This window comes from Leucothrix arctica (genome assembly GCF_003172895.1).
Taxonomy (GTDB): Bacteria; Pseudomonadota; Gammaproteobacteria; order Thiotrichales; family Thiotrichaceae; genus Leucothrix; species Leucothrix arctica.
In genome coordinates this window covers 133285-155815 of record NZ_QGKL01000031.1, presented here as the reverse complement: position 1 = coordinate 155815, position 22531 = coordinate 133285, and the positions used below count along the sequence as shown (strand labels likewise).

Here is a 22531-nt window from a genome sequence, read left to right as displayed (position 1 = left end):
CGAGACTCTTATGACTTCAGTGATTAAAAAAATACTACCGTTTGCAGCGATCATGTTGTTGCTAAGCTTTTTTGGCACCGCGCAAGCGCGACCATCAACACCAGCGTGCCCAACGGGACAAACGATTCAAAGTACTTTAGACACGGGTGCAAGTTGGAGCATGTGTTGGGAAGCACGTGACCAAGAAGGCGTTGTGCTTAGTGATATCCGCTACCAAGGTCCAGGTCAGGTGCAGCGTCGAGTATTAGGCGAGATGTCATTGTCACAGATTGCACGTAACTATGATGATGGGAGTGCAGCTGAGTACTTAGTGACTGATCAAGGCCTAGGTGGTAATAACTTTATTGCCTTGCAAAGCAGTGAGTGTAGCGGCGGTGAGTTACATTATGCATCAGGTAAAGCCGTACTGTGTGAAATACAGAAAGACGCAGGCTTTATCTATAAGTACGGAACGAGCGTTGCACGTACCGGTAAAGTACTTGAGTTAATGAGTGCTTCTCAGCTAGGCAGTTACAGCTACACGGTACAGTGGATATTTCATGAAAATGGAACGATTGAGCCTAAGGTCGGTTTAAGCGGCACGGTGACTAAAACGAGTTATGACCCGAACTTTGCATGGCCTATGCAGCAAGATGGTTTAGGTGGTGTTGGTTTTGTAGATAACTACTACTGGCGTATGGATTTTGACCTAGGTACTAGTGCTTGGAATGACGTTGCTGAGCAGATCACGAGTACCTTAGATGTAACGCGCACGCTTCGTAGTAAAAGCATTGAAACATTGAGCAATGAGACAGCGCGTGTATTTAGCCCAGAGTCTAAGCGCTTTTGGCGTATCCGTGACGGATCAGAAACGAATGGTGTTTCACCGATTTCTTATGAGCTTGTAATGCTCAATTATGATCACCAAAGCAAGGGTGCTAATAACGAAGCATGGTTACAGTCTGACGTTTACTTCACGTCATATAACGCTTGCGAGCGCTTTGCGGTTGATAACGATACGTCATCAGGTTGTGCTTGGGATATCAGTCAGTTTACTAACTCACAAGGTATCAATAGCAATGATATCGTGGTTTGGAACCGTTTGAGCTATCACCACTTGCCACGTGACGAAGACGATAACGTCATCGGCATGCGTTGGAATGGCTTTAAGCTATTACCAAGAGACTGGCACGCACAGAACCCACTGTAACCTATAACTTATAAAAATAAATCGGGAGAGAATAGATATGAACAAGGCAACTTCTATTAAGCGTTTCATTCAACTCATTATCGTGAGTGCATCGCTTTGGGGGCTTGGCTCTGTTCAAGCGGCTGAGCACTGTGCGGACAGTTACTCCATAGACCAAACGCTGCCAAATGGCTCGCGTTGGGATATGTGCTGGACGCACAATAACAACCACGGTATCAGCTACCACCATATCTATTACACGCCAAAAAATGGCACGCGTCGTTTGATTCTAAATGATGCTTCTATTGCACAGATCCACGTACCTTACGATGATAACGGTGCACGTTATCATGATGTATCTGACTACGGCTTAGGTGGTGGTTATTTACAAAGTATGACGACTGACGAGTGTGAGGGCGGCACGTTTGGAGTTTATAGCGGTAAAAATGCTGTGTGTTCGCAAGTGCAAAAAAAGTCTGCTGCTTATCGTTATGCTGAGAATGTTGAAGATGCGGATGCGTTGAAAGTCTTTAGTGTGTCTAAGGTTGGCGCTTACGTTTATATACCGCAATGGTTGTTTTATGGTGATGGTCGAATCGAGCCGTCACTTGCTGCTACAGGGAGTTTGCAGCGTTTTACTAGCTCTACCAATGAAGACCACGGATGGTTAATGTCTTCATTAGCGAACAACACGTACCGTATTGGTCTATCTCATATTCATAACTACTTCTGGCGTTTAGACTTTGATGTTAACGGCACGGGTAGTGATGACGTTGTTCAAGAAATTAACTACACAAGTTCAAACGGTCAACGTCAGCGCACGATGACTACGTTTAATACTGAGGTGGCACGTGATGTTTCGCCCACTAATATGCGTTCGTGGTTGATTCGTGATGGTGCTTTGAGTAATACAAAAGGCCATCAGTCTGGTTACGAAATTCGTTTACCAGAAGCAGGGCATCGTGAAATTGGGCCGTCATTCGAGCCATTTACCAATAACGACTTTTATGTGACGCGCTATAACAGCTGTGAGCAAATTGCCTCGCATAATCAGCGTGTTAATACTTGTGATGCAGATAGCCTAGATGAGTTTGTAAACGGTGAGACATTAACCGGACAAGATTTGGTCACTTGGGTGGGACTAACGTTCTACCATATGCCTCGCTCAGAAGATGCCCCGCAGATGGACTTACACAGTAATCGCTTTGAGATTATTCCACGTGATTGGCACGATAAAAACCCTCTGACAACTATCGTCATTACATCACCAGAAGCTCTAGTTGCAACAGAAGATACTGCAACAACTGACGCTGGCGTAGCGATAACGATTGATGTATTAGCAAATGACACCGGTACAGGTATTTATTTAAATGAAGTGAATAACCCTGCAAACGGTACTGCGGTCATTAGTGGTGGCAAGATTGTGTATACGCCAAATGCTGGTTACGCAGGCACTGAGGTGTTTTGGTACAATATTAAAGACACATCAGGCGCTACTTACGGCACGAAAATTACGGTAACGGTGAGTGGCACAGACTACAGCGCATTCCCATCGGGTAATGTTGATAATGTGACAACGGCTTCAAATACAGCGCTAACAGTTGATGTACTGGCGAATGATGTGGGTAATGAATTACGTATCAGCTCGTTTAACGCAGGTACTGAAAAAGGCGGCGTCGTTACCAAGGTTAATGAAAAGTTGGTGTACACCCCGAGTCAAAACTATGTAGGTACAGATACCTTTTGGTATAACTTCTTGGACTCTCTTGATCGTGGTTATGGTGTTCTAGTGACTGTTGAAGTAACCGGTACAGATCCTTCGGTATACCCAACGGGTACGGCTGATAATGTAACGACTGCTATCAATACTGGGTTACTCATTGATGTGTTGTCTAATGATATTGGCTCTGGTTTGACGCTATCTAGCACAAACGCTTGGAGTCTAAATGGCGGTCAGGTTGTTATCGAAAGTAACCAAATTCGTTATACACCCAAAACTGACTTTGTTGGTGAAGATAAGCTTTGGTATGTCTTTGCTGACTCATTAGGGCGTATCAATAATGGTGAGGTGACGATCACAATTTCAGGCTCTGCAGCTGCGCCATACCCTGTGGCCATCTCTGATACCGTTACAACGGCAGTAAACACGGCTGTGACTATTAATGTGCTTGCCAATGATATTGGTTCTGGCTTGAGCATTAGTGAAGTTAATGACTACAGTGTTAACAGCGGAACAGTCACCATTGTAAATGGGAGCTTACTGTATACGCCAGAGCAAGGCTTCACTGGTACTGATAGTTTTTGGTATGCCATTACCGATAGTCTCAACCGTAGCAATGCGATTCAAGTGTTTGTGACTGTAGGGTCTTAATGGTGACTTTCGTCTAGGTTTTATTGTGGGTAGAAATCATTAAACGTTACTATATGAGCTATTAACAATATAACTAAAAAGTACTGATCATGTTACTTCAAAACAAGCTTCTGACTATTTCACTTTGTATTTTCATGCCGTCGTTAATGACGGCATGCCAGTCTGGCTCTCCTGAGAGTACTCAGTCCGCTAAAGAGACTTCTGAGATTGCAGTTACTGATAAGGTTATCGCTAGCTCTAGTGACAGTGTGAAGCAGGGCACTGCCCAAGCTTGGACTATCAGCACCAAAAGTAAAAACAACCATTTCGACGGCATACTAGAATGTCAGCAAGCGCCTTCTGTTGGTGACTTTCAAAACTGTCAGCTACAACTTAGTCAGTCAGAAAATCCTGTTGATGACGCGAGCTTGGCGATTGACGGTGGTATGAAAGCGCATGGGCATGGATTACCAACACAGCCAAAAATGTTAGCTGTTGAAGGGCAAGCTGGTGTTTATAAGATTGATGGTTTGAAGTTCAGCATGCCAGGTGCGTGGACGGTTGGTTTTTTGATTAAAGCGAATGGCGTTAATGATCAATTAATTTTTGACTTCATCGTCTAGCTTTGACGTTTATGAACACTAACCCGATTACATCTCATTTTCAGTGGTCACTTTTAAAGTGCTTCTGTTCTTGCGTGATAGCAGTATTCATATCGGGTTGTGATCAAGAGCCTCAAGATTCACAAATGCTCCAAAAAAATGTTAAAGCAGATCAAATAGTCTGGAGTGATGCGGAAAAAGTGTTGCTTCAAAGCTTATCTATTCGTAATTTGCCAGGAGTGGGGTTGGATTCTAGTAATCGCTACCAACTCAACCCCGATGCAATCAAGTTAGGTAAGCAGCTATTTTTTGATACAAAACTAAGCTCAACGGGCACAATTTCATGTGCATCCTGTCATCAGCCTGATAACCAATTTATAGATGGAAAAAGGGTAGCCTTAGCAGTCGGTGAAGGAACCCGTAATACACCGTCATTACTGGGTGCTTCTCATCAACAGTGGTTCTTTTGGGATGGACGAAAAGACAGTGCGTGGTCTCAGGCCCTTGAGCCGTTGGAGAACCCAGTTGAACATAACCTCACTCGCATTGAGGTCATTAAAAAGGTACTTGTTAACCCAGAGTACAAAAACTCCTACCGTCAAATTTTCACTGAGTTACCTAGTCAGCAAGCGTTAGATAGTTGGCCAAGTGCGGCGAAGCCAAATGGTGACCTTGCTAGTCTCAAACTATGGAAGTCTCTACCTATTGAGTCGCGTAAAGAAATCAATCGCGTGTTTTCCAATATAGGCAAGTCGCTAGCAGCCTATGAAACCACTTTGAAGTTTCCTGTTTCTCGCTTTGATGGTTACTTAGATTCATTGAAAACTACTGAGTTAGGAAGTGCATCGGTAGATACACCAAATAACGAACCGTCCAAGCACGCGGTATCTGGTTTTACCGACAATGAAAAAGCGGGTTTACAGTTGTTTATAGGTAAAGCAGCCTGCGTCAGTTGTCACCATTCACCTTTGTTATCCAGTCAGCACTTTCAAAATGTTGCAACGGGCATTCCTGGTAAAGACACGGGGCGCGCAATGGTTGCAGAAGCGCAGCGATGGGATGTATTCAATTGCTTAGGGGAATACAGTGATGCGCCTAAGGATGATTGCAAAGACCTAACCTTTATGAAGAATAATCGTCATGAGCTCTCTGGTAGCTTTAAAGTACCTAGCTTGAGGAATGTGATTAATACCGCACCTTATATGCACGATGGACGTTATCAGTCGCTAGCTGAGGCAGTAAAGCATTATGCAAATCCACCAGACACAAAGCTGATAGAGCATCATATGCCTATGATTACGCTAGATGAGCGTGAGCAGAAGCGTTTAGTTGATTTCTTAAAAACGCTTTAGTAAATATTTTTTAAACACTTCTTAAGTACGACGCCTTTCAGTCGGGTTATTCCTTAAATATTTAAATATTTTTTATTAACCTGCTATAAGCAATTAATACAGGCGCTTATAGCTGCTTTGTTGTGACCAATCCATATCATTTAGCGTTGTCAACATTGTACTACCAAGCTGATTGCCATAACCTTGATTTTTACTGAACGCTTAAACAAGATGAAATTATGTCTAAAGCTGGAACCCAACCTACCTACCAAAACTTCGTTAATGGTAAATTTTTATCGAATGTCAGTGGTGAAACCTTCTCGGTTACAAATCCTGCTACTGGTCATGTGATTTATCATGTTGAAGTAGCTGATTCATCTATTCAAAAAGCAGCCATCGATAGCGCAAAGCAAGGTTTTGCCATCTGGTCTGCGATGATGCCAATTGAGCGGAGTCGTGTTTTATTAAAGGCCGTCAACTTGCTACGTGAGCGTAATGATGAATTGGCAACAATAGAAGTGTTGGATACTGGTAAACCTTGGCAAGAAGCTGAGTGTGTTGATGTTCAAACAGGTGCTGATGTTATCGAATATTTTGCAGGTCTTGCGCCCGCTCAAGTCGGTCAGCAGCAAATGGTCGGTAATGACTTCTATTATACCCGCAAAGAACCTTTAGGCGTTTGCGCTGGTATAGGCGCGTGGAACTACCCATTACAAATTGCGTGTTGGAAGTCTGGGCCGGCACTGGCTGCGGGTAATGCGCTGATTTTTAAGCCTTCAGAAGAAACGCCATTAGGTGCGATTAAGCTAGCTGAAATTTATAGTGAAGCGGGTGTACCAGCAGGCGTATTTAACGTTGTACAAGGCCCAGCGGCAGTTGGTCAGTGGTTAACTCAAAGTCCTGATATTGAGAAAGTATCATTTACGGGTGAAGTTGGTACGGGTAAAAAAGTTGTGGCGAGTGCTGCAGGTTCTTTAAAAGATGTCACCATGGAGCTTGGTGGAAAGTCGCCAATGCTAGTGTTTGAAGATGCTGATGTGTCACAGGCTGTGAGCGCAGCAATGCTTGGAAACTTTTACACCCAAGGCGAGGTATGTACAAACTGCACTCGTGTATACGTACACAAAGACGTTTACCAAGCATTTATTAGTGAGCTTAAAAGTCGAACGGAACAAAATATCATTGCAGGTGATCCGCTTGACCCTAAGGTTAACTTAGGCGCGCTTATTTCAAAAAACCATCAAGACCTAGTCATGGGTTATATAGATAAGGGAGTTGCCGAAGGTGCCACGCTGTTAACAGGCGGTAAAACACTTAGCCCTGAGTCTGCTCCAAACGGTTACTTTGTAGCTCCTACAGTGTTCATCGACTGTCATGATGATATGGCTATCGTTAAAGAAGAGATCTTTGGCCCAGTAATGTCTGTCTTGGTATTTGAAGATGAAGACGATGTTATCCGTCGTGCTAATGACACACACCTAGGTTTAGCCGCTGGCGTATTTACCAAAGATATTAAGCGGGGACATCGCGTTATTCACCAGCTACAAGCCGGTATCTGTTGGATTAATAGCTATGGTAACTCACCCGCAGAAATGCCAGTAGGTGGTTACAAACAATCTGGAATCGGCCGTGAAAACGGTGTTGAAACCCTTGATCATTACACACAAACCAAGTCGGTTTATGTTGGAATGACTGATATAGAAAGCCCATTCTAATGACTACTCAAACATACGATTACATCATAGTAGGTGCAGGTTCGGCTGGCTGTGTGTTGGCGAACCGCCTCTCTGAAAATGAAAACGACCGTGTTTTACTGCTTGAAACGGGTGGTAGTGATAAAAGTATTTTCATCAAAATGCCGACTGCGTTATCGATTCCAATGAATTCGGACAAGTACGCGTGGCAGTTTCATACTGAGCCTGAGCCGTTTTTGGATGACCGTAAAATGCATTGCCCACGAGGCAAAGTGTTAGGTGGTTCTTCCTCGATTAATGGCATGGTGTACGTGCGAGGACACGCAAAAGATTTTGACGAATGGCAGCAGCATGGCGCAGAGGGTTGGGATTACCAGTCATGCTTACCGTACTTCCAAAAAGCAGAAACGTTCTATCTAGGCATAGATGCTTATCGTGGTGGTGACGGCCCATTGGGTGTCACTAACGGCAATGAAATGGTCAATCCACTTTATAAAGCTTTTATTAAAGCAGGCCAGCAGGCAGGTTATGCCGCGACTGATGACTACAATGCCGGACAGCAAGAGGGTTTTGGCCCAATGCACATGACGGTAAAAGACGGTGTGCGCAGCTCTTCGAGTCGTGAATACCTAGACCCTGTTAAGTCGCGACAAAACCTAACTGTTGTTACGGGTGCTTTGGCAGAGAAGGTAGTGCTTGAAGGTAAGAAAGCCGTTGGTGTTGAGTATAACGTCAAGGGAACTAGTCACTTTGCTAAAGCCAATAAAGAGGTTGTACTAAGTGCAGGTTCTATTGGCTCGCCACACTTACTACAACTATCGGGTATCGGTGATAGAGATAAGCTTAAAGCTGCAGGAGTTGAGGTTAAACATCACTTGCCGGGTGTTGGCCAGAACTTACAAGATCACATCGAGTTCTACTTCCAATATAAGTGCAAGCAACCGATCACTTTAAACGGTAAGTTGGGTCTGATTTCTAAAGGACTGATTGGTGCACGGTGGTTGTTTATGCGTAGTGGCTTAGGTGCGACGAACCACTTTGAGTCATGCGCATTTATTCGTTCTAAGCCTGGGGTTGAATGGCCAGACATGCAGTATCACTTTTTGCCAGCCGCGATGAGTTATGACGGTACCAGTGCATTTGCGGGTCATGGTTTTCAGGTGCACGTAGGGCATAACAAACCGAAAAGTCGTGGCTCAGTCACTATTCAGTCGGCTGATCCAACAATGCCGCCAAAAATCCAATTTAATTACCTACAGCATCAAGATGATATTGAAGGGTTTAGAGCGTGTGTACGGTTAACGCGTGAAATTATCGAGCAGAGTGCGTTTGATGAGTTCCGTAATGGCGAGATTCAGCCCGGCAGTGGTGTCCAAACGGATGAAGAGATTGATGCGTTCGTTCGTCAATCGGTAGAGAGTGCTTACCATCCTTCATGTTCATGCAAAATGGGTGAAGATGAGATGGCTGTGGTTAACTCAAACACTCAAGTGCATGGGATTACAGGGCTACGAGTGGTTGACTCTTCAATCTTCCCAACTGTACCCAACGGTAATTTAAACGCACCGACTATTATGGTGGCAGAGAAAGCGGCAGATATGATTTTAAGCAAGTTGCCACTTAGCACATCACCAGTGAATGTTGCTATACCAAGTGACTGGAAAACCGTTCAAAGAAGTTCAACGATCTAATTAAGCCTCCCATTGCATTTAGATGTAGTGGCTCGCGTCATGGATGTTTTATTGGCACTTTTTTGCTTTGGATTGTATGAAGTTAGGGGCTTGTAAATTGAACGTCGCTCAGCACCTCATAATCAACAAAATTAATTGTGATAGCTCTATGTCTAAAAAAGAATACTACTTAGCTTGAGCCTCAATACTGCCATCGGCTAAACGAATCGTTATATCTTGCCCCTTCATTACACCTTTCACACTCTGAATTACGCTACCCGTTTTTGCATCCTGCGTAATACTATAGCCACGCTGCAAAGTATTGAGTGGGCTAACACTATTAAGTCGCGATGCAAGTACTGCAAACTTAGACTGTCGACGTTCAATAATCTGCTGCATAGTTTGATGCAAACGACTATCAAGTTGCGCAGCACGTTGTGCTTGCTTCGCCAGTAAATGCTTAGGCGCGTTTGCTTGTAACTTAGTCTCAAGCTGACTCAGTGACGCTGCACGCTTTTCCAAAATACGATGGATAGCACGATCTGCACGAGCCGTCAGTTCATCAAGACGCTGCTTTTGCTGTTGTAAACGATAAGCAGGACGTTGATTAGATAACTGCTGCAACCGTAACTGTAACGTTTGATGTCGCTGCTGTAAGAAACGCTGCATTGCCATGCTCAAACGTCGGTCGAGGTTAGTTGCTTTTATACGTAGCTCTTGCATATCAGGCACTGCTAACTCAGCCGCTACCGATGGCGTAGCTGCACGAACATCGGCAACATAATCAGCAATGGTCGTATCAACCTCGTGACCCACCGCACTAATAACGGGTATAACAGAGTCAAAAATGGCAGTCGCCACATTGCGCTCATTAAAAGACCACAGGTCTTCCAGTGAACCACCACCTCGACCAATAATCAGTAAGTCGCACTTTTTATCTTTATTCGCTCGTAAAATAGCTGATTCAATTTCTTTCGCCGCTTTCTTACCTTGAACCGCCACTGGGTAAATATAAACAGGGATTTGTGGCGCACGTCGTTCAAGCACTTGCAAAATATCTCGGATAGCCGCGCCTGTTGGTGAAGTGATTACACCAATGGCAGTAGGAAGCTTCGGTAGCGGTTTTTTATGCTCAGTATCAAATAGGCCTTGAGCGGCCAAACTTGCTTTTAACTCTTCAAACTGACGTTGCAGTAAACCGGCACCTGCTTCTTCCATGTGCTCAATAATGACTTGGAACTCACCACGAGGCTCATACAAACCAATACGCGCGCGCACCATCACCTGCATACCGTTTTCCGGCTTTAGTTTTAATGCGAGGTTTTTATTGCGGAACATGGCACAGCGAACCTGCGCTTTTTTATCTTTTAAGGAGAAGTAGAAATGACCCGAAGCAGGGCGCGCAAAGTTTGAAATCTCACCTTCAAGCCAAACAAGGCCAAAGCTTTGTGAAAGCATCAGTGCTACTTCGGCATTTAGTTCCGATATTCCTAAAACCGTTCGATTAGGTTGCTGGTCAAATATGATAGTGCTAACTCCATTAAAAAAGCCGAGCGTTGACTCGGCTTTGACATTATTCGCGACGTATTACTTAGAAACGTGGGCCCGCTTTTTTAGCAAGCTCAGCTTGTTTCATCGAAGCAGCTGTCTGCAACATAATGCTTTCAATAATCGTTGATTGCTTATCGCCTTCGGCTTTGTCTGCTTTTTTAAGTAAGTTAACCGTGGTAGTCCATGGAAAGCCTGCGGTCTTTGCTGCTTTTACAGCCGCTTGTGCGTCATCCAATGAGGCTGCAGATAGGCTAGCAGCGGTTAGGCTCAGTGCCAGTGCAGCAATTGTTATACTAAGTTTCATTGGGTTCTCCAAGAGCAATTTTAATTTAATACATTAATCGGTATTGATAGCAGTTTACCCTAGGTAGGTCAATGGTTTATAATGAGTCGCTAATTTTAGGAAATACCCGCTCCCAAGCACCTTGGAGGTCTTATGCGAATCCTTGAAGAAGCACTTACGTTCGACGATGTTCTACTCGTCCCTGCACATTCTTCTGTGCTACCTGCTGAAGTTAACCTCAGCACACAGCTCACGCGTGAAATTCGCATGAATATACCGATGACATCCTCTGCGATGGATACTGTTACTGAGGCTAAGCTTGCGATTGCTTTAGCGCAGGAAGGTGGTCTAGGTATCATTCACAAAAATATGACGATCGAAGCGCAAGCGCGCGCAGTGCTTAACGTTAAGAAATTCGAAAGCGGCATTATTAAAGACCCTTACACGGTGACTGCTGAAACGACTGTTCGTGAAGTGATCGAACTAACAGCGCGTCGTCGTATTTCAGGCGTTCCGGTCATTGAAGGCGATAACAACTTGGTTGGTATCGTGACGAGTCGTGACCTTCGTTTTGAAACAAACCACGACCAGCCTGTTAGCAACATCATGACGCAAAAAGCTGATTTGATAACGGTTAAAGAAGGCGCTGCTCGTTCAGAAATTCTGAACCTACTTCACGTTAACCGTATTGAAAAAATATTGGTTGTTGATGATGCATTCAAACTAAGCGGTTTGATCACGGTTAAAGATATCCAAAAATCATCTGACTTCCCAAGTGCTTGTAAAGACGAAAGCGGTAGCCTACGGGTTGGTGCTGCGGTTGGAACGGGTCACGGTACAGAAGAGCGTGTTGCTGCGTTAGTTGAAGCAGGCGTTGACGTGATTACAGTCGATACGGCTCACGGTCACTCACAAGGCGTACTAGATCGCATTAAATGGGTTAAGCAAAACTACCCAAGCGTTCAAGTGATTGGTGGAAATATTGCAACAGGTGCTGCGGCATTAGCCCTAGTTGAAGCAGGTGCTGACGCGGTAAAGGTTGGTATCGGCCCAGGATCTATCTGTACAACACGTGTGGTTGCAGGTGTTGGTGTTCCGCAGGTAACTGCGATTATGAATGTTGCTGAAGCCCTTGAGGGCACAGGCGTACCAGTCATCGCTGATGGTGGTATTCGTTACTCTGGTGATGTTGCAAAGGCATTAGCGGCTGGCGCAAGCTGTGTAATGCTTGGCTCTATGCTTGCAGGTACTGATGAAGCACCGGGCGAAATTATTCTTTATCAAGGTCGTTCATATAAGTCTTACCGTGGTATGGGGTCATTGGGCGCAATGGCACAGACCCAGGGTTCTAGCGACAGGTATTTCCAGTCAGATAACGCAGTAGACAAGCTTGTGCCAGAAGGTATTGAAGGCATGGTAGGTCACAAAGGCCCAATGGCTACGATTATTCACCAAATCAATGGTGGTGTTCGTTCAAGTATGGGTTACCTAGGGTGTGCAAATCTTGATGATATGCGTACTAAGCCTGAGTTTGTTCGTATTACTGGCGCGGGCATGAAAGAGTCTCACGTACATGATGTGACGATCACAAAAGAAGCTCCTAACTACCACAGCTAATTGGATTCATTGATGACAAATAATATTCATGATGATCGTATTCTTATCATAGATTTCGGTTCTCAGTACACTCAGTTAATCGCTCGTCGAATTCGTGAAATTGGTGTCTACTCTGAAATTTATCCTTGGGATATTGATGAGCAAAGCATTCGTGATTTCAACCCAAAAGGTATAATCCTTTCGGGTGGTCCAGAGTCTGCCACTGAAGATGATGCACCGGTTGCACCACAGGTTGTATTTGACCTTGGTATCCCTGTTTTGGGTATTTGCTACGGCATGCAGACAATGGCTGCGCAGTTGGGTGGTGAAGTGGTTACTTCAACGCACCGTGAGTTTGGTTACGCAAAAGTGCGTGCTCAAGGCCACACTGCATTGCTAAAAGATATTCAAGACGAAGTGAATGCTGAAGGGCATGGCTTGTTGGATGTTTGGATGTCTCATGGCGATAAAGTCGGCACGATGCCTGAAGGCTTCACTCTGATGGCTAGCTCCGAGAATGCACCGATTGCAGGTATGACTGATGAGTCTCGTCAGTTCTACGGTATTCAGTTCCACCCAGAAGTGACACATACTGTAAAAGGCGGCGAAATTTTAGGCCGTTTTGTGCAAGGTATCTGTGGCTGTGAAGGTCTGTGGACGGCTAAAAACATCATTGCTGACAGCATCGATCGTGTTCGTGAGCAAGTAGGTGAGGATCAAGTTATCCTTGGTCTGTCTGGTGGTGTTGATTCATCAGTTGTTGCTGCGCTTTTACATCAAGCAATCGGCGATAAGCTGATATGTGTATTTGTTGATACGGGTCTGCTTCGTTTGAACGAAGGCGATCAAGTAATGGCAATGTTTGCTGAGAATATGGGTGTTCATGTCATTCGTGTTAATGCTGCTGAACGCTATTACATTGCGCTTAAAGGTGTTACTGATCCTGAAGCGAAACGTAAAATTATCGGTAACTTGTTTGTTGAGATCTTCGATGAAGAATCAAACAAACTGACGAATGCTAAGTGGCTTGCTCAGGGAACTATTTACCCAGACGTGATTGAGTCAGCAGGAAGCAAAACGGGTAAAGCACATGTTATCAAGTCTCACCACAATGTGGGTGGCTTGCCAGAAGACATGAAGCTTGGCTTAGTTGAGCCATTGCGTGAGTTGTTTAAGGATGAAGTTCGCACGATTGGTGTTGAGTTAGGCCTACCAGAGAAGATGGTTTATCGCCATCCGTTCCCAGGGCCAGGCCTTGGTGTGCGTATCTTGGGTGAAGTGAAGGAAGAGTACGCAGATCTATTGCGTCAAGCTGATAACATCTTCATGGAAGAGCTGCATAAGCATGACTTATACCACAAGACATCTCAGGCATTCGCCGTTTTCTTGCCGGTTAAGTCGGTGGGTGTGATGGGTGACGGTCGCCGTTATGATTGGGTTATTGCGTTACGTGCGGTTGAGACAATCGATTTTATGACGGCTCGTTGGGCGCGTCTTCCTTATGACTTCCTAGAGCTTATGTCGTTACGTATTATCAACGAAGTTGATGGTATTTCTCGCGTAACTTATGATATCTCAGGCAAGCCGCCTGCGACTATTGAGTGGGAGTAATTCCATCAGTTGATGAGTTGGAGACTGTTCAGTTAGTCACGGCTCAAGATGAGGTCTGGATGCTGCATGCGCAGCATCTAGCTGATCGCGCCAAAGCGCAGGGTGAAGTCCCTGTTGGCGCGGTACTTGTCAAAGATAATGAGATTATTGGTGAGGGTTGGAATCAACCAATCACTCATCATGACCCTAGCGCGCACGCTGAAATTATGGCGCTGCGAGCTGGCGGTCAATTTTTAGAAAACTACCGACTGCCTGATACTACCTTATATGTCACGTTAGAACCGTGTGCGATGTGCGCGGGCGCGATGTTACACGCACGTATTGGACGTTTAGTATTTGGTGCGTTTGACCCTAAAACGGGCGCTGCAGGAAGTGTGTTCAACACCTTGCAGAATGATGAAAATCTTCATAAACTATCGGTAACAAGTGGAGTTCTTGCTGAACAGTGCAGCGAGCAACTCAGGGCATTTTTTAGAGAACGCCGTAAAAATAACAAGATTAAAGCCTAACCGTTAGCGAGACTATCATGACTGATTCAAATAACTCATCACACTCACCTGTGATCTTGGGGCCGTTTCTGGCGCTTATAGGTTTTCTGGCGTTTTCCGTTCATGACTCTTTGGTTAAGATCTTGCCAGAATACTCAGTATTTCAAATCTTATTTTTCGCCATGTTGTTTGGTTATGTGCCATTCACTGTTGTACGTTTATTAGATAAGAAGCCAGCACCCCTTAAAGCAGTTAATCCTAAGCTGGTTATCCTACGTGCAGTGTTATTGATGGGGAGTGTGAGTAGTGCATTTTTAGCGTTCTCCATGCTGCCATTGATTGAAGTCTATGTACTGATTTTCCTGTCGCCCATCATTATTTCAATTCTTTCTATTCACTTCCTTGGAGAGAAGGTCCATGTCTTTCGTTGGTTTGCGATTATCATTGGTCTAGTCGGGGTGTTAATTGTATTAAGGCCTACGATAGACACGCTGACCATTGGGCACCTATTTGGATTTCTAGCCGCTATATGTAGCTCTAGCGCAGCCATTATTTCTCGTAAAATCGCAGCAACAGAAAATGCAGCGACACTCATGTTATTCCCAATGTTGACTACGATATTGGTAACAGGTTGTATATTGCCATTTGTATACAAGCCAATGCCTTTAGCTGATTTGGGCATTATGTTCATGATTGGAGCGTTAGGGTTAACAGGGCAGTTATTTAACCTATTTGCGTACAAGTCATCGCCCGCAGCCTTTATTGCTCCGATGCAATATAGTCAGATTATTTGGGCGGTGATTTTTGGTTCTTTGTTCTTTAACGAAGTTGCTGATAAATGGGAAATGATTGGCTCTGCTGTAACGGTATTTTCTGGCGTGATGATTATCTGGCGCGAGGTCGTTGTTTCAAAGATTCAACCTACACTGAATACTCGAAACACGCGTATGGTAGGTGCAGCGCCAGCACCGGCAGCGCCAACCGTTAAGCAGGAATGACGCTATACAATTGCATGCTTTTCCTCAAAAAAATCGTGAGCAATTAGTCTGAGCGAAACAAAGGTATTTAATTTCTAGAGTGGTTATTTGTTAATAAATTTTATACAAGATAGCTCACTGCATAAAAAATGGTTATGATCTGATCAATCAATATATTATCAAGCGATTATGTAGGGTGTGAGAATGTCTCAAGATCAGGCTAATCTAGAAAAAGATAGGCGCATACTAGAAACCTTGCGCAAGACACTGGCGCAGGTAATTAAAGAGATTACCCCAGCAAATACGACAGTGGGTATACCTCTGGAGCCGTCAACGTTAGACGATGTACATATGTGTTTTGACCTTATCTCGACACGAGAGCGCGAAATTACGCTTGCAATCAAGCAGCGAGATAAGGAAGCAAAACAGCAGGGCGAGTAGCTTGCATTGCAAATCACATTAAATAAGATAAAAAATCATTAATTAAAATAATGGCTGACTTACAGCAATGCTGTAAGTAAACTGCAATCCGCTACTTTTGTTCATCTAGTTAGTGATGAACTACCGTATGTACAACGTGATTATGCTCAAAAAAAACAGAAAAGTTGCCATAGTTCCAACGTGTAATACGAGGGCGTCGTTTAGTGACTTTACCTTTCGACAGCGTTTGTTTTTTTGCAGCACCGTATTTGGTTTTAACCACGTTCATACTTACGCCTCGGCGAGGCATGTCAGCTTTGGTTAGTACTTTTGCTTGCTCACCAATGCTTAAGATTTCAGCGTGTGCAACGTTAGAAACGGCTAGCATTGGTAAAAGGGTTAATGATGCAGTCAGTATTAGGGGTTTAAGTTTCATGGTGTTCACCAGAGTTACTCATTATTTTAATTGGTATATTTGCCTGTGCTATCTACTAAAGATGCGATATGTTTAAACCATTAGAGTTATTTATAGGTTTGCGATACACGCGATCCAAACACAAGAATCACTATATTTCCTTCATTTCGTTGGCGTCAATGCTAGGGATAATGGTGGGGGTACTAGCGTTGATCACCGTGCTCTCAGTCATGAACGGATTTGAGCGAGAGCTTAGAGAAAGGATACTGGGCATGGTTGCCCATGTCACTGTTTCAGGGACAGATGGTAAGCTGACGGAGTGGAAGTCACTCGATGATAAGCTAGCTGTACATAAGCAGGTTGTAGGCATAGCGCCATATATACAGCAACAAGTGATGCTTAGTGCTAACGGTGAAGTTCGTGGTGTATTGATGCAGGGTATTCAGCCTGAACGCCAATCTGCAGTGAGCGAGCTTGAACACAATATGCTTGAGGGGAGTTTAGATACTCTAAAAGATCGTGATTATGGTATTGCTATTGGGCGTGAGTTAGCGACCTCATTAGGCGCTTATATTGGCGATAAAATCACGGTCATTACACCGACTGCAAAAATAACACCTGCAGGTGTTCTACCTCGAATGAAACGCTTTACGGTTACTGCTATTTATAAAATGAATATGCGTGACTATGACAGTGGCACCGCATTTATACACATGAGTGACGCTGCACGTTTGTTTAAAATGAAAGGCGAAGCGAGCGGCTTACGCATAAAGCTAGATGACTTATTTCAAGCTCAGCCATTATCGTATGAGCTACAAAAAGAACTGGGTGATGAAGTAAAAGTAAGCGACTGGGGAAGTGATAACAAAACCTTCTTCAGTGCTATTCGCATGGAAAAGACCATGATGTTCTTTATTTTATTGCTGATTGTAGTTGTCGCTGCATTTAACCTTGTTTCATCACTCGTCATGGTGGTGAATGACAAGCAGGCTGATATAGCGATCTTACGTACTGTCGGTATCTCACCCAATTCGATTAGAAAAATCTTTATGATTCAAGGTAGTATCATCGGTATATTTGGTGCTCTGTTAGGTGCTGTTGGCGGTGTGTTATTAGCCGGCAACCTTGAAACAATCATTCCTAAGCTAGAGTCCTTGTTCGGTGCGAAGATCTTTCCTGAAGATGTCTTCTATATATCAACTGTGCCATCAGAGTTACACATGTCGGATGTATGGATGATTACAGTCGCTGCATTAGTGCTGGCAGTCGTAGCAACGATTTACCCTGCAAACCGCGCTGCTTCTGTTCAGCCCGCTGAATCATTGAGGTACGAATAATGTTTCAACCTTTAGAAGCGTTTATTGGCCTTAAATACACACGGGCACGTCGCGACAAAAGCTTTGTCTCGTTTATTTCCTTAGCTTCAATGATCGGTATTGCGCTTGGCGTGATGGTGTTGATCACTGTGCTGTCAGTGATGAACGGTTTTGAGCAGGCAATGCGAGATCGTATTTTAGGTGTTTTATCTCACGTAACCGTTTCAGAAACTGATGCGATGGTTGAGAATTGGCCTGAGCGACGTAAGCAACTGCTTAAAATGGACAACGTGATTGGTTCATCACCATTTGTTGAAAAACAGCTAATGGTGAATGAAGGTACACGGGTTCAAGGTGCGATTGTTGAAGGTATTTTACCTGAGTTTGAGAAAGAGACGGGTAATGTCAGTCACAAGATGCTGGAAGGAAAGGGTAGTTTTGACGATCTTGTTGCTGGTGAAGATAACATCATCTTGGGTGTGACGCTTGCTGAGTCCTTGGGTGTTGATGTTGGCGAGTCAGTGACTTTGCTAACGCCTACCTCAGGACAGGATCTTGGTGAGCTGCCAATTTTGAAGCAATTTCACGTTGTTGGAATCTTTAGAGTGGATCTGCAGCAGTATGATGAGGGCACGGTTTTTATTCACATGGCCGATGCTCAGAGCCTCTTTGAAATGGGCGATCAAGTTACTGGCTTACGCTTACGTATTGATGATCTTTACAAAGCACGAGAAGTCGCACAAAAAGTGGCGGATGTCTCGGGATCTGATTTTTGGGTGAGCGATTGGACTAGACAGAACGAGAACTTCTTTAAAGCGATTCAACTGCAAAAAACCATGATGTTTTTCTTACTGGGTTTAATTATTGCGGTAGCTGCGTTTAACCTTGTCTCTACGCTAGTAATGGTAGTCACGGATAAAGGCTCTGACATCGCAATATTACGGACGCTAGGTATGAAGCCACGTAATGTGATGAAGGTGTTCATGGTGCAAGGTACCTTGATTGGTGTCATAGGAACGATCCTAGGCGTTGTCTTCGGGGTATTGCTTGCCGTCAATGTGGATGTGATCGTGCCATTTTTAGAAAGTCTGTTTAATGTTAATTTTATCTCAGCCGATGTCTATGGAATCAGTACGTTAGAGTCGCGTGTTGAAGTGTCAGATATCGTGTTGATAGCCGTGAGTGCATTGGTATTATCCATGCTGGCAACCCTTTATCCGTCTTGGAAAGCATCCAAGGTACAACCTGCTGAAGCATTAAGGTACGAATAAAATGAGTGAAGTTGAAACCGTCATTTCTTGTCAGGGACTGAGTAAGCGTTTTGTTGAAGGCAAGCTAGATGTTGAAGTACTAAAAGGCATCGACCTTGATATTAAAGCGGGCGAGAAAGTCGCGATCGTAGGGAGTTCAGGAAGTGGTAAAAGTACCTTATTGCACCTACTGGGGGGGCTTGATTTACCTAGCAGTGGCACCGTGACTGTTATGGGTAAAAACATGGCTGACCTGTCGGATGCTGAACGTGGAACTTTGCGTAATGAATCTTTGGGCTTTATTTACCAATTTCATCATTTGCTAGCTGAGTTTACAGCAATGGAAAACGTGGCGATGCCATTGATGATTCGTGGTTTGAGTGTTGAAGAGTCAACCAAGCAAGCAACGGAGATTCTTCAGAAAGTAGGCTTAGGCGATCGTCTTGATCATAAACCAGGGCAACTATCAGGTGGTGAGCGTCAGCGTGCTGCGATTGCGCGTGCTTTGGTGACTAATCCTGCTGCTATCTTAGCGGATGAGCCAACGGGTAATCTAGATCAGAAAACAGCCTTGCAGGTGTTTGACTTGATGCAGGAATTAAACACTGTTTTGAAAACTGCCTTTGTCATCGTCACGCATGACTTACAGCTAGCAGATAAAATGGATCGACAGTTCAATCTAGTCGATGGTCACTTGAGTGAAATTACTTAACTGTCTGTGGTTTTTTTAATATTGATTAAGCGTGCCGAACGAAGTTTTTGGTGCGCTCTTATATTGTATCGCCACAATACCTGAATACCTAAAAAACCTAGCATCGATGTAAATAAGGCCAGCAAGAAACACCCTAAAAATAACGGCTGCCATATTAGTACCAGACTTTCTGTCATCCACTGCCAACTCAATTCAATTTTGAAATCTATCGAGTGCCTATCAAGTACTAAGTTACCTAGTCGGTAAGCAAAGTAAAACATGGGTGGGATGGTGATTGGGTTAGTTATAAAAACAAGCGCAACAGATAAGGCTAAGTTAGCGCGAGTATATACCGCAATTATAGCGGCTATTACAGATTGAAATGGGAAGGGAAACCACATACAAAACAACCCAATGGCAAAAGCCTTTGAGACTGAGCGGCGGTTGAAGTGCCACAAATTAGGTTGTTGCATACGCTTACCTAGCATACCTAAACCAGGCGTATCTTTGATCCGTTTAGGGTCTGGTGAGTAGCGCTTAAAAAACTTTTTTGGCATGCTTGGGACGCACCAATTTTTAGGGTTTGAGAAATGCTGTGTCATTTAAAACGCAGTCATTCAGCTATTGTGCTACTAGCATCAACTAAAGTCGAAAAAAACAGATCTTCTGTCGGGATATTTCTTTCAATGGTTAATTTTTGATGTCTAGGGTAGCGCTAAGTCTATTGTTCGGGGCAATGCTAGTAATACAACTAACAGTGCTACCAAGCTTATTGTTTTGCGCGATTATACTGATTGTCATGGTCCTTTTCGCGATCTTTTTACAATCATATCAAAGAACGCGCTTGGTGTTGTGCTCGCTGGTTATAATAGGCTTCTTTTTAACGGCCACTGCGGCCAACCTCCGTCTAAAGTCATCATTTCCTGCACTTGTTGAAGGAAAGGATTTGATCGTTTCAGGTCAAGTATCTAGTCTGATTCAACAAAAAGCGTTCTCACGATCCTTCTTATTTGATGTTGAAAAAGCGTCAATAGAAGCAACTGGGGAACCTCTAAATTGGTCGGGACAAATCCGTGTCAGTGTTTATCGAGACGCCATGTCCATCGCAGCGGGTGAACAGTGGCAGTTTCAGGTACGTATGAAACGACCAAATGGATTTATGAATCCTGCGGGGTTTGATTATGAGAGGTTTTTATTTGCCGAAAATATAAAGGCTACGGGATACCTAAGGAAATCTAAGAAGCATAAACGCCTTGCTGAAGCGCCGTGGTATTCGGTAAGTGCTGTCCGTGAATCGATTGATTCAAAAATAACCTCATTACTTAAAGGTGACGCTCAAAGCATTGAAAGAGCATTGATTTTAGCTGAGAAAGGTAACATTAGTCCTAAGCAATGGGAAATATTGCGAGCCACTGGTACAAGCCATTTAATGGCTATTTCGGGGCTTCACATCGGTTTGGTTGCTGGTGCTGGCTTGATGATCGTGTGGGGTTTGTACTGGCTGTTTCCTGGTTTAAGTTTAATTGTTCCACGGCAAATTTCCGGCTGTGCAGTCGGTGTAGTGCTAGCGACGTTTTATGCGATGCTGGCAGGTTTTAGCATTCCCACTCAGCGTGCACTCCTAATGGTCATTGTTGCGCTCATTGCTTTGATGAGTAAGCGACACTACCGACCCGTCAGTATTTTGGCGGTAGCGTTAGTAGTAGTGTTATTGATTAACCCATTAGCTATTATGAATGTTGGATTTTATCTTTCATTCTCAGCGGTTGGATTAATCTTATGGTTGCTATCACGTCATGTGGCTGAGGGGCGTTTTCAACTACTGCGACTACAACTGTTTTTGTCTTTAGTAATGATACCGCTTGGGCTGCTTTTTTTTGGTGAAGGCTCTGTCGTTTCACCACTAGCTAACTTAATCGCGATACCTTGGGTGTCTTTTGTAATCGTACCGTTTAGTTTTTTGGCGGTATTACTAAGTTATATCAACGAGGCTTTTTCCACCCTAGTCTTTAACTTTGTATCGTTTCACATCAGAGGGTTATTTATAATACTTGAACTGCTTTCAGGGTTACCGAAAGCCAGTATTAGTATGCATCATCTACCATTCTATTTAAGTTTATTGGCGGTCATAAGTAGTTGTTTGTTCATCTTGCCAAAGGGGCTTCCATGGCGCTACTTATCTATTTTGTTAGTTGTTCCACTGACTACATTTCAAGTTCAGCGGCCTCAAGCAACAGGTGACTTTCGTATAACTGTGTTAGACGTTGGGCAAGGTTTGTCGACGATTATTGAAACCCAGACACATACCTTAGTTTACGATGCAGGCGATAAGCCCAGTGAAAATTTCGACTTAGGAAAGGTTGTAGTACTTCCGTATTTACAAAAGCAGTCGATTCAAATAATCGACCGTTTAGTTATCTCACATGGCGACCGTGACCATAGCGGTGGAGCACAGGCTTTATTGACGGAGCTAGAGGTAAATCAATTGATTAGTAGTAATAATGAATTAGGTTTATCGCAAGAAGCAGAAGGGTGTTTGGCAGAACAGGAGTGGGTCTGGGATGGTGTGAAGTTTGAGTTTCTTCACCCAAGTCCAACGACTGTTGGTAATGATAATAATCAGTCCTGTGTATTAAAAGTGAGTAATAGTAAGCATGCAGTTTTGTTGACGGGGGATATTGAACGCTCCGCTGAAAAACAGTTAATAAGAGAGCAAGCAGACAAGTTGCCTGCGGATATTTTGCTTATGCCACACCATGGTAGTCACTCATCATCGACTAAGGCCTTTATCGAACAGGTTAACCCAATTTGGGCTATTTCCTCTGCCTCATACCGTAGTCGTTTTCATCATCCAAGCCAAAAAGTGGTTAAGCGCTATGAAGATCAAGGTATCGCTGTTTTGAAAACGGCGGACAGCGGCGCAATTAGCTTTGACGTGAGTGAATCGCTTGGGATTGATGAGATACTATTCTATCGACAAGAGCGGCAAGGTTTCTGGTCAAGACCAGCGTTGAAAAATGAGTAAGATCAATAATAAAGTTGATAAGTCAGCATAAATAACTGATAGCTCGACATGCTATAGCGCGTTTTACTTTTATGGCTTAATAAGCAATAATGA

Annotated in this window: 19 protein-coding genes; 15 read left to right on the top strand and 4 right to left on the bottom strand. The window is 43.9% G+C overall.

Annotated features, from left to right (window positions below; translation table 11 throughout):
- The first annotated feature begins 10 nt into the window (after nucleotides 1-10).
- The 6 genes from DKT75_RS11410 to betA all read left to right on the top strand — a co-directional run bounded on the left by DKT75_RS11410 (nucleotide 11) and on the right by betA (nucleotide 8836).
- Nucleotides 11-1189 carry a copper amine oxidase gene (locus DKT75_RS11410; protein ID WP_109823558.1) on the top strand — a complete coding sequence of 393 codons (1179 nt, stop codon included), beginning with the start codon at nucleotides 11-13 and terminating at the stop codon, nucleotides 1187-1189.
- A 37-nt stretch (nucleotides 1190-1226) separates the two neighbouring features.
- Nucleotides 1227-3539, top strand: a complete 2313-nt coding sequence (locus DKT75_RS11405; protein ID WP_109823557.1) for an Ig-like domain-containing protein — start codon at nucleotides 1227-1229, stop codon at nucleotides 3537-3539.
- An 89-nt stretch (nucleotides 3540-3628) separates the two neighbouring features.
- On the top strand, nucleotides 3629-4141 hold the full coding sequence (locus DKT75_RS11400; RefSeq protein ID WP_109823556.1) for a FixH family protein: 513 nt from the start codon (nucleotides 3629-3631) through the stop codon (nucleotides 4139-4141).
- A 125-nt stretch (nucleotides 4142-4266) separates the two neighbouring features.
- Nucleotides 4267-5472: a cytochrome-c peroxidase gene (locus tag DKT75_RS11395; RefSeq protein WP_158278848.1), complete on the top strand. Its 1206-nt coding sequence runs from the start codon at nucleotides 4267-4269 to the stop codon at nucleotides 5470-5472.
- Nucleotides 5473-5690: 218 nt separating this feature from the next.
- Nucleotides 5691-7166: a betaine-aldehyde dehydrogenase gene (gene betB / locus DKT75_RS11390; protein ID WP_109823554.1), complete on the top strand. Its 1476-nt coding sequence runs from the start codon at nucleotides 5691-5693 to the stop codon at nucleotides 7164-7166.
- Nucleotides 7166-8836, top strand: a complete 1671-nt coding sequence (gene betA / locus DKT75_RS11385; protein ID WP_109823553.1) for a choline dehydrogenase — start codon at nucleotides 7166-7168, stop codon at nucleotides 8834-8836. The genes betB and betA overlap by 1 nt, the downstream gene beginning before the upstream one ends.
- A gap of 165 nt (nucleotides 8837-9001) precedes the next feature.
- Here the strand turns inward: betA and xseA are convergent, their stop codons facing one another.
- Together xseA and DKT75_RS11375 are read right to left on the bottom strand one after the other, a co-directional pair.
- Entirely contained in the window at nucleotides 9002-10303 is a 1302-nt protein-coding gene (gene xseA / locus DKT75_RS11380) for an exodeoxyribonuclease VII large subunit (RefSeq protein WP_281271421.1), read from the bottom strand.
- A 103-nt stretch (nucleotides 10304-10406) separates the two neighbouring features.
- Nucleotides 10407-10670, bottom strand: coding sequence for a hypothetical protein (locus DKT75_RS11375; RefSeq protein WP_109823551.1), 264 nt, complete (start codon nucleotides 10668-10670; stop codon nucleotides 10407-10409).
- Nucleotides 10671-10802: 132 nt separating this feature from the next.
- Here DKT75_RS11375 and guaB point away from each other — a divergent pair, with 132 nt between their 5' ends.
- The 5 genes from guaB to DKT75_RS11350 all read left to right on the top strand — a co-directional run bounded on the left by guaB (nucleotide 10803) and on the right by DKT75_RS11350 (nucleotide 15762).
- On the top strand, nucleotides 10803-12266 hold the full coding sequence (gene guaB, locus DKT75_RS11370; RefSeq protein ID WP_109823550.1) for an IMP dehydrogenase: 1464 nt from the start codon (nucleotides 10803-10805) through the stop codon (nucleotides 12264-12266).
- Nucleotides 12267-12278: 12 nt separating this feature from the next.
- Entirely contained in the window at nucleotides 12279-13856 is a 1578-nt protein-coding gene (gene guaA / locus DKT75_RS11365; RefSeq protein ID WP_109823549.1) for a glutamine-hydrolyzing GMP synthase, read from the top strand.
- Nucleotides 13847-14365 carry a tRNA adenosine(34) deaminase TadA gene (gene tadA, locus DKT75_RS11360; RefSeq protein WP_425451401.1) on the top strand — a complete coding sequence of 173 codons (519 nt, stop codon included), beginning with the start codon at nucleotides 13847-13849 and terminating at the stop codon, nucleotides 14363-14365. The genes guaA and tadA overlap by 10 nt, the downstream gene beginning before the upstream one ends.
- A 17-nt stretch (nucleotides 14366-14382) precedes the next feature.
- The gene (locus DKT75_RS11355; protein ID WP_109823548.1) at nucleotides 14383-15342 is read left to right on the top strand and encodes a DMT family transporter; all 960 of its coding nucleotides are present in this window, start codon (nucleotides 14383-14385) and stop codon (nucleotides 15340-15342) included.
- 183 nt (nucleotides 15343-15525) lie between these two features.
- A complete protein-coding gene (locus tag DKT75_RS11350) occupies nucleotides 15526-15762 on the top strand; it encodes a segregation and condensation protein A (protein WP_109823547.1) in 237 nt (78 codons plus the stop codon).
- Between the two features lie 109 nt (nucleotides 15763-15871).
- On the opposite strand, the gene DKT75_RS11345 is transcribed toward DKT75_RS11350, so the two are convergent.
- Nucleotides 15872-16177, bottom strand: a complete 306-nt coding sequence (locus DKT75_RS11345; RefSeq protein ID WP_109823546.1) for a hypothetical protein — start codon at nucleotides 16175-16177, stop codon at nucleotides 15872-15874.
- Nucleotides 16178-16245: 68 nt separating this feature from the next.
- On the opposite strand from DKT75_RS11345, the gene DKT75_RS11340 reads away from it, so the two are divergent.
- The 3 genes from DKT75_RS11340 to lolD are packed head-to-tail and all read left to right on the top strand — an operon-like array spanning nucleotide 16246 to nucleotide 19434.
- Complete coding sequence (locus tag DKT75_RS11340; protein ID WP_109823545.1) at nucleotides 16246-17493, top strand: lipoprotein-releasing ABC transporter permease subunit; 1248 nt, start codon at nucleotides 16246-16248, stop codon at nucleotides 17491-17493.
- Complete coding sequence (locus tag DKT75_RS11335; protein WP_109823544.1) at nucleotides 17493-18743, top strand: lipoprotein-releasing ABC transporter permease subunit; 1251 nt, start codon at nucleotides 17493-17495, stop codon at nucleotides 18741-18743. The genes DKT75_RS11340 and DKT75_RS11335 overlap by 1 nt, the downstream gene beginning before the upstream one ends.
- A gap of 1 nt (nucleotide 18744) precedes the next feature.
- Nucleotides 18745-19434, top strand: a complete 690-nt coding sequence (gene lolD / locus DKT75_RS11330; protein ID WP_109823543.1) for a lipoprotein-releasing ABC transporter ATP-binding protein LolD — start codon at nucleotides 18745-18747, stop codon at nucleotides 19432-19434.
- Here lolD and DKT75_RS11325 read toward each other — a convergent pair.
- The gene (locus tag DKT75_RS11325; protein WP_158278847.1) at nucleotides 19431-19970 is read right to left on the bottom strand and encodes a DUF2062 domain-containing protein; all 540 of its coding nucleotides are present in this window, start codon (nucleotides 19968-19970) and stop codon (nucleotides 19431-19433) included. The two genes, lolD and DKT75_RS11325, sit on opposite strands and share 4 nt — an antisense overlap.
- Nucleotides 19971-20113: 143 nt before the next feature.
- Here DKT75_RS11325 and DKT75_RS11320 point away from each other — a divergent pair, with 143 nt between their 5' ends.
- The gene (locus DKT75_RS11320) at nucleotides 20114-22438 is read left to right on the top strand and encodes a DNA internalization-related competence protein ComEC/Rec2 (RefSeq protein WP_109823541.1); all 2325 of its coding nucleotides are present in this window, start codon (nucleotides 20114-20116) and stop codon (nucleotides 22436-22438) included.
- The last annotated feature ends 93 nt before the right edge of the window (nucleotides 22439-22531 follow it).

Bases quoted from the DNA above. Each gene is read 5' to 3' on its own strand.
- DKT75_RS11375 (WP_109823551.1), bottom strand. From the start codon at position 10,670: ATGAAACTTAGTATAACAATTGCTGCACTGGCACTGAGCCTAACCGCT.
- DKT75_RS11405 (WP_109823557.1), top strand. From the start codon at position 1,227: ATGAACAAGGCAACTTCTATTAAGCGTTTCATTCAACTCATTATCGTG.
- DKT75_RS11340 (WP_109823545.1), top strand. From the start codon at position 16,246: ATGTTTAAACCATTAGAGTTATTTATAGGTTTGCGATACACGCGATCC.
- DKT75_RS11410 (WP_109823558.1), top strand. From the start codon at position 11: ATGACTTCAGTGATTAAAAAAATACTACCGTTTGCAGCGATCATGTTG.
- DKT75_RS11335 (WP_109823544.1), top strand. From the start codon at position 17,493: ATGTTTCAACCTTTAGAAGCGTTTATTGGCCTTAAATACACACGGGCA.
- DKT75_RS11320 (WP_109823541.1), top strand. From the start codon at position 20,114: ATGTCTAGGGTAGCGCTAAGTCTATTGTTCGGGGCAATGCTAGTAATA.
- DKT75_RS11325 (WP_158278847.1), bottom strand. From the start codon at position 19,970: ATGCCAAAAAAGTTTTTTAAGCGCTACTCACCAGACCCTAAACGGATC.
- DKT75_RS11355 (WP_109823548.1), top strand. From the start codon at position 14,383: ATGACTGATTCAAATAACTCATCACACTCACCTGTGATCTTGGGGCCG.
- betB (WP_109823554.1), top strand. From the start codon at position 5,691: ATGTCTAAAGCTGGAACCCAACCTACCTACCAAAACTTCGTTAATGGT.
- DKT75_RS11350 (WP_109823547.1), top strand. From the start codon at position 15,526: ATGTCTCAAGATCAGGCTAATCTAGAAAAAGATAGGCGCATACTAGAA.
- betA (WP_109823553.1), top strand. From the start codon at position 7,166: ATGACTACTCAAACATACGATTACATCATAGTAGGTGCAGGTTCGGCT.
- guaB (WP_109823550.1), top strand. From the start codon at position 10,803: ATGCGAATCCTTGAAGAAGCACTTACGTTCGACGATGTTCTACTCGTC.
- DKT75_RS11345 (WP_109823546.1), bottom strand. From the start codon at position 16,177: ATGAAACTTAAACCCCTAATACTGACTGCATCATTAACCCTTTTACCA.
- DKT75_RS11395 (WP_158278848.1), top strand. From the start codon at position 4,267: ATGCTCCAAAAAAATGTTAAAGCAGATCAAATAGTCTGGAGTGATGCG.
- lolD (WP_109823543.1), top strand. From the start codon at position 18,745: ATGAGTGAAGTTGAAACCGTCATTTCTTGTCAGGGACTGAGTAAGCGT.
- DKT75_RS11400 (WP_109823556.1), top strand. From the start codon at position 3,629: ATGTTACTTCAAAACAAGCTTCTGACTATTTCACTTTGTATTTTCATG.
- guaA (WP_109823549.1), top strand. From the start codon at position 12,279: ATGACAAATAATATTCATGATGATCGTATTCTTATCATAGATTTCGGT.